The sequence below is a fragment of the Flammeovirga sp. AWQ4_249 genome (assembly GCF_056161045.1).
The window spans coordinates 1-12,893 of the sequence record NZ_JBSWYJ010000055.1 but is presented as its reverse complement, the minus strand read 5'-3'; the positions used below and the strand labels follow the sequence as shown (position 1 = coordinate 12,893).

Annotated in this window: 12 protein-coding genes; 8 read left to right on the top strand and 4 right to left on the bottom strand. The window is 32.5% G+C overall.

What is annotated here, in order from left to right:
* Positions 1-80: 80 nt before the first annotated feature.
* The 3 genes from ACXAHM_RS23625 to ACXAHM_RS23615 form a co-directional block, all read right to left on the bottom strand.
* The gene (locus ACXAHM_RS23625) at positions 81-209 is read right to left on the bottom strand and encodes a hypothetical protein (RefSeq protein WP_474965839.1); all 129 of its coding nucleotides are present in this window, start codon (positions 207-209) and stop codon (positions 81-83) included.
* 557 nt (positions 210-766) lie between these two features.
* On the bottom strand, positions 767-1,339 hold the full coding sequence (locus tag ACXAHM_RS23620; RefSeq protein WP_474965834.1) for a Crp/Fnr family transcriptional regulator: 573 nt from the start codon (positions 1,337-1,339) through the stop codon (positions 767-769).
* Positions 1,340-1,624: 285 nt separating this feature from the next.
* Positions 1,625-3,073, bottom strand: coding sequence for an SDR family oxidoreductase (locus ACXAHM_RS23615; RefSeq protein WP_474965830.1), 1,449 nt, complete (start codon positions 3,071-3,073; stop codon positions 1,625-1,627).
* A gap of 208 nt (positions 3,074-3,281) precedes the next feature.
* On the opposite strand from ACXAHM_RS23615, the gene ACXAHM_RS23610 reads away from it, so the two are divergent.
* The 7 genes from ACXAHM_RS23610 to ACXAHM_RS23580 all read left to right on the top strand — a co-directional run bounded on the left by ACXAHM_RS23610 (position 3,282) and on the right by ACXAHM_RS23580 (position 10,952).
* A complete protein-coding gene (locus ACXAHM_RS23610) occupies positions 3,282-3,980 on the top strand; it encodes a hypothetical protein (protein WP_474965827.1) in 699 nt (232 codons plus the stop codon).
* A gap of 258 nt (positions 3,981-4,238) precedes the next feature.
* Complete coding sequence (locus tag ACXAHM_RS23605; RefSeq protein ID WP_474965824.1) at positions 4,239-5,213, top strand: AAA family ATPase; 975 nt, start codon at positions 4,239-4,241, stop codon at positions 5,211-5,213.
* 11 nt (positions 5,214-5,224) lie between these two features.
* The gene (locus tag ACXAHM_RS23600; RefSeq protein WP_474965820.1) at positions 5,225-6,160 is read left to right on the top strand and encodes a DUF58 domain-containing protein; all 936 of its coding nucleotides are present in this window, start codon (positions 5,225-5,227) and stop codon (positions 6,158-6,160) included.
* A 194-nt stretch (positions 6,161-6,354) separates the two neighbouring features.
* Positions 6,355-6,852: a DUF4381 domain-containing protein gene (locus tag ACXAHM_RS23595; RefSeq protein WP_474965816.1), complete on the top strand. Its 498-nt coding sequence runs from the start codon at positions 6,355-6,357 to the stop codon at positions 6,850-6,852.
* On the top strand, positions 6,845-7,834 hold the full coding sequence (locus tag ACXAHM_RS23590) for a VWA domain-containing protein (protein WP_474965813.1): 990 nt from the start codon (positions 6,845-6,847) through the stop codon (positions 7,832-7,834). Before ACXAHM_RS23595 ends, ACXAHM_RS23590 begins: the two co-directional genes overlap by 8 nt.
* On the top strand, positions 7,831-9,582 hold the full coding sequence (locus ACXAHM_RS23585) for a VWA domain-containing protein (RefSeq protein ID WP_474965810.1): 1,752 nt from the start codon (positions 7,831-7,833) through the stop codon (positions 9,580-9,582). Before ACXAHM_RS23590 ends, ACXAHM_RS23585 begins: the two co-directional genes overlap by 4 nt.
* The gene (locus ACXAHM_RS23580) at positions 9,576-10,952 is read left to right on the top strand and encodes a hypothetical protein (RefSeq protein WP_474965807.1); all 1,377 of its coding nucleotides are present in this window, start codon (positions 9,576-9,578) and stop codon (positions 10,950-10,952) included. The genes ACXAHM_RS23585 and ACXAHM_RS23580 overlap by 7 nt, the downstream gene beginning before the upstream one ends.
* Before the next feature lie 36 nt (positions 10,953-10,988).
* Here the strand turns inward: ACXAHM_RS23580 and ACXAHM_RS23575 are convergent, their stop codons facing one another.
* Positions 10,989-12,473, bottom strand: coding sequence for a hypothetical protein (locus tag ACXAHM_RS23575; RefSeq protein ID WP_474965804.1), 1,485 nt, complete (start codon positions 12,471-12,473; stop codon positions 10,989-10,991).
* Between the two features lie 66 nt (positions 12,474-12,539).
* Here ACXAHM_RS23575 and ACXAHM_RS23570 point away from each other — a divergent pair, with 66 nt between their 5' ends.
* A complete protein-coding gene (locus tag ACXAHM_RS23570; protein WP_474965801.1) occupies positions 12,540-12,818 on the top strand; it encodes a hypothetical protein in 279 nt (92 codons plus the stop codon).
* Positions 12,819-12,893: the final 75 nt, after the last annotated feature.

The following is a 12,893-nucleotide window of genomic DNA, read 5'->3' as shown; positions in this document are numbered from 1 at the left end:
GGTATAAAAAAAGCCCTTAAGGGCATCATATCTTGTTGTCATCATGTCGACTTCCCACTCATTGGAAAGTCGGGTATTATTTAAGCTCCTTGCTTAATTGTACCCTTTATCTCTTTAGAGATTGTTTCTACTTTTTTCTTTGGCTCTGCTACTGCAATTCTTACAGGAAAGCCTGTTGCTGTTGTTGTTATAATTGTTCTTGTTTTCATTTTTTTGTATTTAAATTATTTGTTTGTTTTGATTACGATTGGAAAACCTGTTGCTGAAGTAACGATTACTGTATTTTTCATAATTTTTAATATTTAATTAGTTATACGAATTATTTTACTGTTTTAATTACAATTGGAAATCCAGTTGCAGTAGTTGTTACGATTGTGTTTTCTGATCTTTTCATTTTTCTTTTTGTTTTATTGTTTTCATTATTATTACACGACAAAGGTGTAGGAAAGTTTCGACTTAATAAAGTGTCATAATACAATTAATAGCTAAATGAACAAAATATTAACAGTGTTCAATCATACACTTTATTATATATTATTTTATTTAATACTATACTTAATAAAGAATAATATAGAAGTGTACTCTTATCTTTTGTAGAATGTATGTAAGTGTCTGATCGTACACTTATTAGAAAAAAGTTATGTTAATTAATTGTTAAAGTTTTTTCATTAGAAATTAAGCAAAAAAAAGCATAGAGAAACGATTGATCTCTATACTCTTCTATATATTCTGGGTAAAGAATTTTCTGTACTGTACTTTATTTATTCTACTTTTGTTTTCTTATTCTACTTAGTTGAGTTGGTGTAACTCCTATTAGTGAAGCAATTACATGCAAAGGGTACTTTTCTAAATAATCAGGATAATTCTCTAAAATATTATCATACCTTTCTTTTGCTGAACCTGCAGTAAACAATATTTGATTTTTACCAATCTCTATCATATCTGCAACTAGTTGTTTTCTTAGAACAATATTCAACATCAAATTGGTTTCAAGCACCTTCCTAAATTTTTCTATAGGAGTAACCAGTAAAGTCACATCTTCTAGACATTCGATCCCAATTGCTGATTCTTTTGGACATTCAGAAATGTAAAAATCAGTAAAAAATGAAGATTTGTCTCTTATTCTTAAAGTCACACTTTCTCCATCATCTTTAAGATTTACAATTCTGATTGCTCCTTTCTCCATGAAAGCTATTTCAGTTGCTTTTTCAAATGGCTTTTTAAAGAACATACCTTTTTTATATGTCTTTTCTTCAAAGATGTCTAATACACTTTCAATTTCTATTTCATTTGGCTCAGCAACTTGATCGATAATATGTTTCTTTAAATAGTCTTTCATTCTTTGTAAAGTAACAATGAATAAATAGCGATAAGTATCGTATCTGTACTAACACTATTTTATTCTTCTTATTAATTGTTCATTGAAAATTAATTAGAAATGGATGAAAATTTGGTCACAAATCATGTAATTAGTTGACTTTATTCATCATTCTTATTTTCTATTTAGCTTAAGAAAGGATCTGAAATTTGAGTGCAAAAGTATAAAATTGACCAAAAAAAATTGCTCAACATATGTTGAAAAATAAAATGTAAGGCAAAGAAAAAGAGACTTTCGTCTCTTCTATTATTTATTGTAAGCTAATATGTTTTTTGCCATCCCAGGAAAGACAAATTCATGAAATGGGAGTACTAAATACCAATATATTCTACCCCAAACACCTAAAGGTCTAAATGTTGCCTTTTGTTCTAACCATTGTTTTCCATCCTTGTTTTTTATTCGAAATTCCAACCATGCTTCTCCGGGCAACTTCATTTCAGCAAACAATAAAAGTCGTTGGTGCTTCTTATCTGCTAAAATTACTCTCCAAAAATCCAATGCTTCACCCGTTTTTAAATCTGACTGACTTCTACGACCTCTTCTCAATCCGACACCACCTACAAGTTTGTCCATGAATCCTCTGATCTTCCACATCCAAGTTCCATAATACCAACCTCTATTTCCACCAATAGACCATACATTTTCTAATACTTCTTCAACAGGTCTATCGATTGGGTATTTTCTAAAATCAACAAAACAACCATACTTGGGCACTTGTATAAGATCTAAGAAGTCTTCTCTAATGGGTCCTATTATGGATTCTTTCCAACTAGATACTACTTCGTTTTGTGCAATTTTTTGGAAAGCCCCCTCTAATGCCTCTTTGTAAGACATTAATTCAATGGGAACAACTTTTTGAATATCATCATTTTGACAGATAACTTCATTCCCCATACTTTCTACTAAGCTTCTTGCTAATGAGTACGTTGTAGAAGTCACAAAGTAAAGCCAATAGGAGGACAGGTTTGGAGTGAATACAGGAACAACTAAAATTCTTCTTTGTAAACCTCTTACCTTGGCAAACTGCAGTAGCATTTCTTTGTAGTTCAAGACATCACGACCACCGATATCAAACACTTTGTTATAGGCTTCTTCTTTAAGCATAACGCCCATTAAATAATCCATGACATTTCGTATAGAGATCGGTTGACATTTAGTCAATAGCCACTTTGGAGCTACCATAACGGGTAATTTTTCTACTAAATCACGAATGATCTCAAAGGATGCTCCTCCAGAACCTATAATAATTGCAGCTCTCAAAACAGTCAAAGCACACCCTGCTTCTCCAAGCACTTTTTCGACTTCTACTCTTGACAACAAATGCCTAGATAACTTTTTAGAGTTAGCAATACCTCCTAAATAGATGATTTGTTGACAAGAAGTAGTTTTGATATAATCTCTAAAATTAACTGCTGCCTTTTTTTCCATGTCTTCAAATGAAGAAAAAGAGTTTCCCATAGAATGCACCAAATAATACGCTACATCAAAATCAGTAGGAATATTTTTTAATGAATCAGCATCTAATAAGTCTCCTTTGACAACGGTGATAGCATCTAAAAAAGAAAAATCGAAATCCTCAAAATCAAAACGTCTCGGGTCTCGACAAACACAAATGACTTCATGCCCTGCCTCTACTAAAAGTGGTAATAGTCTTCGTCCAATATATCCTGTGGATCCGGTTAGTAAGATTTTCATATAATTTAATGGGCTGTTACATAATGCATAACAAATTTGTCTCACAAATTGTTGTCGAAATCATTTTTTTCATCAAAATAATTAGCTTTTAATCATCTTGTTTAATAACAAACATAACTTTTGGTTATATCTTATAAATTTAAGTTGTTTAATATTGAACTAAACAAGATCGCCTTTGTATTATCAATTAATCAAAATAATGATAGTCATGTACAAAAGTTTATTATTTATTTTCTCGCTCTTCCTATTTATTAATCATACAACATTAGCTCAAGACAGTACAAAAGTTGAAAAGACTGAAGAAGAAGTCGACGCTAGTAATCCGCTTTCTAAAGGTTTAAATGCTTATCAAATTGGACGTTTCAAACCTAATAAAGTTGAGATGCAAAACATTGTAAATTATACGACTAGTAAGTGGTTTATTAGAGCAGCTGTAGACTATACTAAACCATATGATGGACAAGTTAGTTATGGTTCTTCAAGTTTTATGGTATCAAGAGTTTTTGATTTCGCTAAAAACAGTGAAAATTGGAAAGTACAAACTGGTTTTGGTGTAGTGGTTTCTAACTCAAGTGCCAACGGAAATGCTATAGGTATAAACTTTGTAGGTGTTCAAATGAACCAGAAATGGAAATTTGTCGAATTATTGACTTACCAATCAAACGGTACAATTGAAGCACAATATGGTGCTTATTACAAATTCTCAAATAATGGTAATTGGGAAGTAAGAACACATCCTAGAATGTTATTTAATACACAGACAGGAGTTCATGAAATTCCAGTAGGAATCGGTTTAGGTCATACAGTCAGAACTCAATCATTTACAACATATATATATTGTGAACCAGAGTATGATTTATACAATAATGAGTATTTAATATACTCAGGTATCAAATTTATATTCTAGTTTGTTCACCCAAACATAAATTAAAGCCTTTTCTTATTCATTTTGTTAGAAATTAACTAACTTCTCGTGAATTTTGAAAAGGCTATTAATTTATTAACCCATAAATAATAGCATAACGAACTTTTAATAGAATAATATTTCTTAATAAACTCAACTGAATAATTTGCATCATCGTTATTTTGTTTAATAGCAAACAACTTTATATTTACAAATCATTCTTAAAAATATTTCTTCAAATAGATACTAAATATTAATATCGTGACAGCATTAGAATCAATAAAACAGTTACAAGATCAGATCTCTAAATCTATTATTGGTCAAGAGAAAGTTGTAAATCGAATTATTTCTTGTCTAATCTCAGATGGTAATTTACTACTTGAAGGTCTTCCTGGTTTAGCCAAAACAAGGGCAATTAATAGTCTAGCTAAAAATATGGATTTAGGTTTAAGCAGAGTTCAATTTACGCCTGACTTACTACCTTCAGATATTACAGGCACTGAAATTTATCAAAGTCAAGGTGAGGAAAATTTTGTATTCCAAAAAGGACCTATTTTCAATAACCTTATCCTAGCCGATGAAATTAATCGTGCACCTGCTAAAGTACAATCTGCTTTGTTAGAAGCAATGCAAGAAAGACAGGTGACTGTTGCAGGTAATACTTATGAGTTGCCTAAACCATTCTTTGTAATGGCAACGCAAAACCCGATTGAACAAGAAGGAACTTATCCTCTTCCAGAAGCTCAAATGGATCGTTTCTTAATGCATGTCATTGTTAATTATCCAACTGAAGCGGCAGAATTAGAAGTTTTACGCTTGGTAAGAAGTGAAGAAAAATTTGCTGAAGAGAAAAAAGAAAAGAAAGAAGTAGAGAAGCTTCCAAAAGAAATTGTATTTGATGCTCGTAAAGAAGTACAAGAAGTACATGTTTCTGAAGCTATTGAAAAATATATCGTGGCTTTAGTTTATGCCACTAGAACTCCTGAAAAGTATAGTGAAGATCTTGCGAAATGGATCGATGTGGGATGCTCACCTCGTGCAACAATTGCACTAGACAAAGTGGCAAGAGTTCAAGCTTGGCTTAATGGACGAGATTTTGTAAAGCCAGAAGATATTCAAGAAGTAATCAAAGATGTTTTCCGTCACAGAATTGTAAGTAGCTTTGAAGCCAATGCTTTAGGTATTACAAAAGAACAAATCATTGATGAATTAATCAGCAAGGTTGCTGTCGCTTAAACCTTCCTATTATGCATAAATCAGATCAAGAAAATCAAAATTCAGGTTATGTAACCCTTCATGAATTGCACGGTATGCAGTTTGAAGCCTCAGGCTTTAGCTTTTTACCAAAATACAAAGTGCAATCCTTATTGGCGGGTCGACATAAATCTGCTATGAGAGGTCGAGGTTTAGATTTTAAGGAGGTTCGTCAGTATGTTCCTGGTGATGATATTCGAAATATTGACTGGAAAGTCACTGCTCGTACACAAAAGACGTATACAAAAGTATTTTCGGAAGAAAGAGAAAGACCTGTTTTACTTGTTGTTGATCAATCTTCCTCTATGTTTTTTGGTACGCAAGAATATTTAAAATCAACTATTTCTGCTCATTTAGCGGCATTAGGCGCTTGGAGAACAGTAGAAGTAGGAGATAGAGTAGGAGCGTTTGTTTTCAATGACACCAAGTATGAAAATATACGTCCTCAAAGAAGCTCTACAGCTATTCTTTCTATGCTGAAGACTATTGAGGTCTATAATAATGCCTTGAATGCTCAACAGCCTCCTTATTCTAAAACATTGATTTTAGAGAGTGTTTTTCAAAAAATTAGAAGTACTGTCAATCATGACTATCTTATCATTATCATGTCAGATTTGAGAGGTATTTCGGATAAAACTATTCATCATATTTTCAATTTAAAACATCATAATGATGTGATGGTATTTCATATTGAAGATGAATGGGAAAAAGAACTTCCAATGAGAGCAATTTCGCTTTCGAATGCTGACCGACAAGTATCTATTGAAAATGGAATGAAAAAGGTGAGAGAAAAACAAAGAAAAGCTTTCGCTAATGAAAAAGAAATGCTTGTAGATCAATTTGCCGAATACGGTATTCCAATACTTACTTTTAACACAAAAGAAAGAGCAGGAAATCAGTTGAGAGATTTATTAAAAGATCATAAGTAATCAAAATATAATACTTCTATTTTAAGTATTTAGCGTTAGCGTCACTTGGAATTAATTATGGTAGAAGTCTCTTGACTTCTATTAGAAGTATTAATATTAATGCATTTTGAAGTCAGGAGACTTCTTTAATATATAGGTCCAAGAGACGCTATCGCTTAACTCTTGAACCAGAAAAAATAAAAGATTATTAAATTATGCTTCAAGACTCCTTACAAATACTGAAGGACTCTACTCAATTAGCTAATGAAGTATTAGACTTCATTCCACCAGAGAAGGTCGATATGTCTTCTACTGGTCCAGGATGGTATATTCTGGGAGGAATCGTTGCTGTACTTTTATTTATTATTGCAGTCAGAGCATATATCAACTTTCTTAAGAATACTTACAAAAGAGTAGCTATTCGTGATATTGAAACTGTTGTCACTAATCAACTTTCACTTCAGGAAAGTGTCTATCAAATAAATACTACATTAAAAAGAGTAGCCATTACTTCCTTTGATCGTGAACAAGTAGCCCATCTTAATGGTCAAGCTTGGATTGAATTTCTCAATGCACATTGGAAAAGTAATTTTACAGATAAAGAAAGTGAATTATTAATGAATGCTGCTTATATGAAGCCTTCGGAAAATAATTCAGAAGTACTTTCGCATTTGATTTTATCATCAAAAAAATGGATTAAAAATCATGTATGAGATAGCCTACCCGTGGATGTTTGCACTACTTCCCCTGCCGCTTCTCATTTGGTGGTTGGCACCTGCATTTAAACAGAAAAAAGATGCTTTGTACTATCCAAAATTTGATGAATTGACAGAAGCTACTGGTTTGAAACCAAAGAAAAGTGCGACAATTCTTAAAAGAAAATGGTTTCAATACCTTGTCAATTTCCTAGTTTGGGGATGTGTAGTGACTGCACTTTCAAATCCTCAATACATCGGAAAACCTGCTAAGAAAGTAAAAAACGCTAGAAATATGCTGATCGCTGCTGACATCTCTATGAGTATGAATACGACCGATTGGTTTGATGACAATGGAAATCGAATTACAAGATGGAAAGCAGTTCAAAATGTTTTAAATGATTTCATCGACAAAAGAGAAGGTGACCGCATCGGCTTGATGATGTTTGGAAGTGATGTTTTTGCCCTGCCTTTTACACCGGATTTGAATATCATCAAACAAACAATTGATGAGACAGGAATTGGAATGGCCGGACACAAAACAGCTGTTGGAAATGCTATTGCTTTGTCTACTCAAGTTTTTGAGGCGGATTCTATTGACCAAAGAGTAATGATATTACTAACCGATGGTCAAGATAGTGGAAGTGAGATTGTACCTATTACTGCTTCTCAAATGGCAGCCGATGATAGTATTAAGATTTATACAATTGGTATTGGTACCAAAAAGAGTGCAGCCTATGAACTGGATGACAAAACGCTCACTATGATCGCCAAAAATACAGGTGGAGAATATTTTAATGCAGGAAATGTAGAAGAGTTAAATAAAATCTACGATAAACTGAATGAAATGGAGCCTATTCAATTTGAGGATGAAGGTTACAGACCGACTCGATTGTTATTTTATTATCCATTAGGTATTGGATTTTTACTAGCAATGTCTCTTCAGTTCATTACTATTTTAGTTCAATTTATTACTTCACTAAACAAACGAAAATCATGACAGAAATAGATCAATTTTTCGAAGGGTTTTCGACAAATATTCATTTTATCAGACCCGAATTTCTTTGGGGATTAGTACCTATTGGAATTTTATTTATCCTATCATGGATTTCAATCCGTGAAGCTGAAGCATGGAAAAAATTAGTGAATCCTCGTTTATTAAACCTTTTAATCATAAAGGGAAATAAAAGAGGTGCTTGGTTTCCTAAAATGCTGATGGTACTTACTGCTACTTTAATTGTAGTTGCCATTGCTGGTCCTACTTGGAAAAGAGTAGATAAGCCAGGAAATCAAACGGAAGCTAAAGTAATCATCGTTTTGGATATGAGTAGATCTATGCTCGCTACAGATATTGGACCGAGCCGTTTGGAACGTGCCAAAATGAAAATCAAGGATTACTTGAAAACCAATCAAGGAGTACAAACGGGGTTGGTCGTTTATTCTGGTACTGCTCATGAAGCATTACCTCCTACAAAAGATTATAAAACATTTCGATCAACATTAGATGCATTAAGTCCATCCAGTATGCCTTTGCAAGGAAGTAATTTACCTGAAGCATTACATTTGACAGATAAAATCTTAGAAAATACAGATGCTCCAAGTTTTGTATGGGTTATTACTGACGATATCAACGCAGCAGATGTTCAAGCTTTTGGTCAAAAAACAGGTACAAAAGATCGTTATGATTTATTGGTATTAGGTACTCCACAAGGAAGTGGCATTCCTTTATATCGTAATCGTTTATTAAAAGATAAAAAAGGAAAGGTTGTAAATGTGAGTTTAAATACGGCACAATTACAAAATGTAATTGCCATGCCTCATGTACATCTTATTCCTTTTACTTTAGACAAAACCGATATTGAACTTTATGCGAAAACAATTCAAGAGAATTTAGTTTTTACAAAAGATAGTACGAAAGCGGAAGAGGATTGGGTTGACGCTGGATATTATCTATCCTTTATCGTTGCATTTTTCGTTTTATTCTGGTTTAGAAAAGGGCTTTTGGTACAATGGACATGGATCTTATTATTACCCATATTCTTTGTAGGGTGTGATAGTGTAGACCAATTACCAAAAGAAGATCTAAAAGTAGAAGATTTCTTTTATACAAGAGATCAGCAAGCACAAAAATTATTAGATAAAGGTGATTCCTCTGCTGCTGCAGTGACTTTCACAAATCAATCCCAGGCAGGTTATACCTACAGCAAGATGGGAGATTATGAAAAAGCGGCAGATGCCTATGCTCAAGATATCACTGCTGACAACATGTATAATTTAGGAGTATCCCAAGCAAAATTAGGCAATTGGGAAGCGGCACAAAAAGCTTTTCAAATGGCATTAGATATCAATCCTGAATTTAAAGAAGCAAAGAAAAACCTTTCCATTGCGGATGAGCAAATGCGAATGATAAACATCCATATGTCTGAGGCAAGTAAGCTGAATCAAGACAAAACAATGAAAGGGAAGAAATATGAGCCTGAAGCGGGTGAACAAGAGCAAGAATCAGCTCAACATTCAGACCGTAAAGGAGAAGGTGATAGTGAAACCATTACAGAAACGGGAGAAAAAGAGGTAAATCCTACGATGGAAGAATTGTTGCAAATGCAGTTTTCTGAAACCAAACAACAATCCAAAGCGAGTATGATTCGTCAGGTGAAACTAGACCCTGCCATGTATCTCCGCAAGAAGTTTCAATATCAATACCTAACGAATGAAAACAAGCCTAAAAAATCAGATCAGTCATGGTAAGAAAAAGTATTTTAATCGCATTGACTTTCCTTTGGGCTGTTTCTGGTTATGCTCAACAAAAAGTCAATTTATTTACCACCACCAAAATCAGTCAAAAACAAGTGATGGTAGGCCAGCCGTTTAAGGTAAAGCTATCTATTTATACAACGACTTGGTTTACAGAAGGACTAAATTTTGAAGACTTTCAACTACCAAACGCCTTAATGGTAAAAGACGGTAGAGCCATTCCTAACTCATTAAAAATTGGGAAGTACCAATATTCAGGTGTTGAACAAACCTATTGGGTATTTCCATTTGCGGCAGGTGATAATGTATTTCCATCATTAGAATTAGAAGTTACTACTCCTGACCCAGGTGATTTCAAGGGAAAAAAGCATAAAATTCACACTAAAGAAAAGACGATAAAAGTAGTTCCGCCACCTGTAGGAGAAGATCCAAAATCATGGTTGGTTGCTTCTAGCGTACGTATTTCAGATACTTGGAATAAAGACCTTTCCAAGGTCAAAGTAGGAGATGTCTTAAAAAGAACTGTTAGAATTACAGCAGGAAGTACTTTAGGACCGATGATACCTGTACGAGAATATGATTCTCTGAGTTGGGCTGGTGTTTATCCTGAACATCCTACCAATAGTAATTACAACAAAGACAATTACATTTCAGGTACACAAAAACAAGTCATCACTTATCTTGTACAAGAAGCTGGTGAGTTTGAAGTGCCAGGAATCACAGTTCGTTACTATAATCCTTACTCAAAAAAGTCAAAGGATATTTCTTCAAAAAGTAAAACGATTACAATTGAAGAAAACCCTAATTTGAGTATGCTACAATCTCTTCAAGATAGCTTAAATAAACTCAATCAAGTTCCTGAAGAAACGACTAAAGCTCCTCAAAAAACGTGGAGAGATTACGTACCGAAACAGTGGAAAGCCATCCTAATTGGTTTATTTGTTCTTTGGTTATTCTATAAAATCAGACCAATCAAAAGAATTCGTAAACGATTAGAGGACATCCGTTCTACTTCTACCTACAAGGAGAAACAAGCCTATGGAAAATTGAGAAGTGCCATTAAGAGTGGAAATATTGAACAAAGTATTCAAGGTTTCTATCAATGGATCAACACCCTTCCAAATCAAAGTGTAAGTAATTATAAGGAGACTTTACATCAAGCTGTATTGAATGATAAACTCAGTGATCTAATTGCTGAAATATCAGAAATTAAATACAATCAAGGTGGTTCTGTCATTCCAAAGAAATTGAAATCTGCACTCCTTGATCAACTCAATTGGGATCGTAAGATTATCCTTCAGGTGAAAAAGAAAGAGAGTTACAAGGAAAGAAAAACGAAGGAATTGGAGGATTTAAATCCTTAATTAATGAGCCCGTGATGAAAAATCATGGGCTTTTTCTTAATATATTCTTTTTAAAAATTTTCTTTCTTCTTTAGGTAAAGATAAAACCAACTTATCAAAAGCTCGAACATTATTCTCTGATCTAACTTTATCTATTTTCTTTAGATTGATATTATAAATTTGGAATAAATAATTAATTCTGATTCGATTATATAAGTCTAACTCTCCATCACTAAGAATAGCATAAAACTTTGAGTCTATTTCGTCTAAATTTTCAACTCTTGTTAAATTTCCTCCAAGAGTATGAAGGCAAGGGTAAATATTATTAGAGATTGGATTCTCAATATCTAATGTAATACCTATAAAGAAATCAAAAATATTAATATTCATAACTTCTAACTCTTTTACCTTCGAAAAAGATATATCAGTAAAAGGCTCATAGAAACCATTTTTAAGAACTTCAGGTTCATAACATGTTAGATAAAAGTCTGGATATGATTCACACATATTATTCACATGACATCTAAAAAAAAGATCTTTATTCAACGTATTAGCAACCAATCTAAAAATCTCTTGATAATGATTATTATCTACATTATCCCACCCACATGCTATCTTGATAATTGATCTAGATCTCTTAAAATACAGAGCGGTTTTTGGTGAATCATACTTTTCAACATAATACTCTAATAATTCCGTTCCAAATCCATAACTTGGTACAATACCACTGTTTACTTCATACATATTATAAGCCTCATCAATAGCTAAATTGAATAGGTTTTGAAACTCCAAAGTTGTTACTATTTCTTGTTCTGTCTTTCCTTCTTCTGTTGCTTTATCGATATATTCATTAAACTTTATAATATAATTATTTGATCCTTCTTCAGGAAAACGTTTTTCCTCTAAAAGTATAGCATGATTAGTATCAATTAAACTATAACTATATTCTATCATTCGAGCGTACTCTTCCTTTAATTCTATTGAATGAAAGTCTTCAGTAAAATAAAATACATCAAGAGTGTTAGCTTGCTTTAGGGAATTATTGTCTGAATAAATATATGCGTATTCGCCTTTAAGGTCATCATTTTTATATTTGGCAAAATTGGCGATCATTTGTGGATTCTTTTTATTAGAAAGGTCTGCTAAGTAAAAGTAGAGTTCTGAATTAGGTCTTGTTAATGATATACAGCTAGAATCATAAATAACTTCTTTATGTACAATTACTTTCTCTAATACTTCTCTTTTTAAATATTTTATTTTAAAATCTTCAAACAAAATACCTTTTTCAAGATCTTCTTTAACTAGATCAGCTGTATCTGATTCAAATTTAAAATAGTATCCCTTTGATTGTTTTTTAGTAAAATATTTTCTGCTTAATTCTGAATTATTCAAGACGGATGTGATAGAATCAACCACATTCTTAAAATAAGATATAGTAGAATCTGGATAAATCATTCCATTGGAATATAAGTTATCTTTTTGTGCGATAAGTAAACAGTTAGAAAAAAGAAAGAGAAGAAGGAAGAGTATTAGTTTTTTCATGATTTTGCTATCTTACCTTTAATTTAAAAAATTATTTATGCACAACAATAATATGTAATACTATTTATGAAACTAGGCAAACTACTTTTACTCTCTCTAATTATCATTTCGGCATGTCAACAACCTAAAAAAGAAAAGGAAAATGACACTGAAATAGAATTAATTGCTATTCAAGAAGATCCAAATGAAGGCAACATTCAACTTCATAAAGACACTATCCCTATTATTGAAATTGGGAATCATCCACCAGAAAATAAAGTTATAGAGGAAGAGGATTGTGTTTTTAATAATGATATCAAAGGTATTTCTACAGATTGGGCTCAAGAATTGGAGAGTATAAAATAAACGCTGTCCGTAATTTTTAAATTTTATATATTGAAAATTATGGCAAAGCAATCACAAAAAGAGAGTGCTGAGTTT

Excerpts from the sequence above, each read along its gene's own strand:
- ACXAHM_RS23625 (WP_474965839.1), bottom strand. The coding sequence starts at position 209 with ATGAAAACAAGAACAATTATAACAACAACAGCAACAGGCTTTCCTGTA.
- ACXAHM_RS23620 (WP_474965834.1), bottom strand. The coding sequence starts at position 1,339 with ATGAAAGACTATTTAAAGAAACATATTATCGATCAAGTTGCTGAGCCA.
- ACXAHM_RS23615 (WP_474965830.1), bottom strand. The coding sequence starts at position 3,073 with ATGAAAATCTTACTAACCGGATCCACAGGATATATTGGACGAAGACTA.
- ACXAHM_RS23610 (WP_474965827.1), top strand. The coding sequence starts at position 3,282 with ATGTACAAAAGTTTATTATTTATTTTCTCGCTCTTCCTATTTATTAAT.
- ACXAHM_RS23600 (WP_474965820.1), top strand. The coding sequence starts at position 5,225 with ATGCATAAATCAGATCAAGAAAATCAAAATTCAGGTTATGTAACCCTT.
- ACXAHM_RS23595 (WP_474965816.1), top strand. The coding sequence starts at position 6,355 with ATGCTTCAAGACTCCTTACAAATACTGAAGGACTCTACTCAATTAGCT.
- ACXAHM_RS23590 (WP_474965813.1), top strand. The coding sequence starts at position 6,845 with ATGTATGAGATAGCCTACCCGTGGATGTTTGCACTACTTCCCCTGCCG.
- ACXAHM_RS23585 (WP_474965810.1), top strand. The coding sequence starts at position 7,831 with ATGACAGAAATAGATCAATTTTTCGAAGGGTTTTCGACAAATATTCAT.
- ACXAHM_RS23580 (WP_474965807.1), top strand. The coding sequence starts at position 9,576 with ATGGTAAGAAAAAGTATTTTAATCGCATTGACTTTCCTTTGGGCTGTT.
- ACXAHM_RS23575 (WP_474965804.1), bottom strand. The coding sequence starts at position 12,473 with ATGAAAAAACTAATACTCTTCCTTCTTCTCTTTCTTTTTTCTAACTGT.
- ACXAHM_RS23570 (WP_474965801.1), top strand. The coding sequence starts at position 12,540 with ATGAAACTAGGCAAACTACTTTTACTCTCTCTAATTATCATTTCGGCA.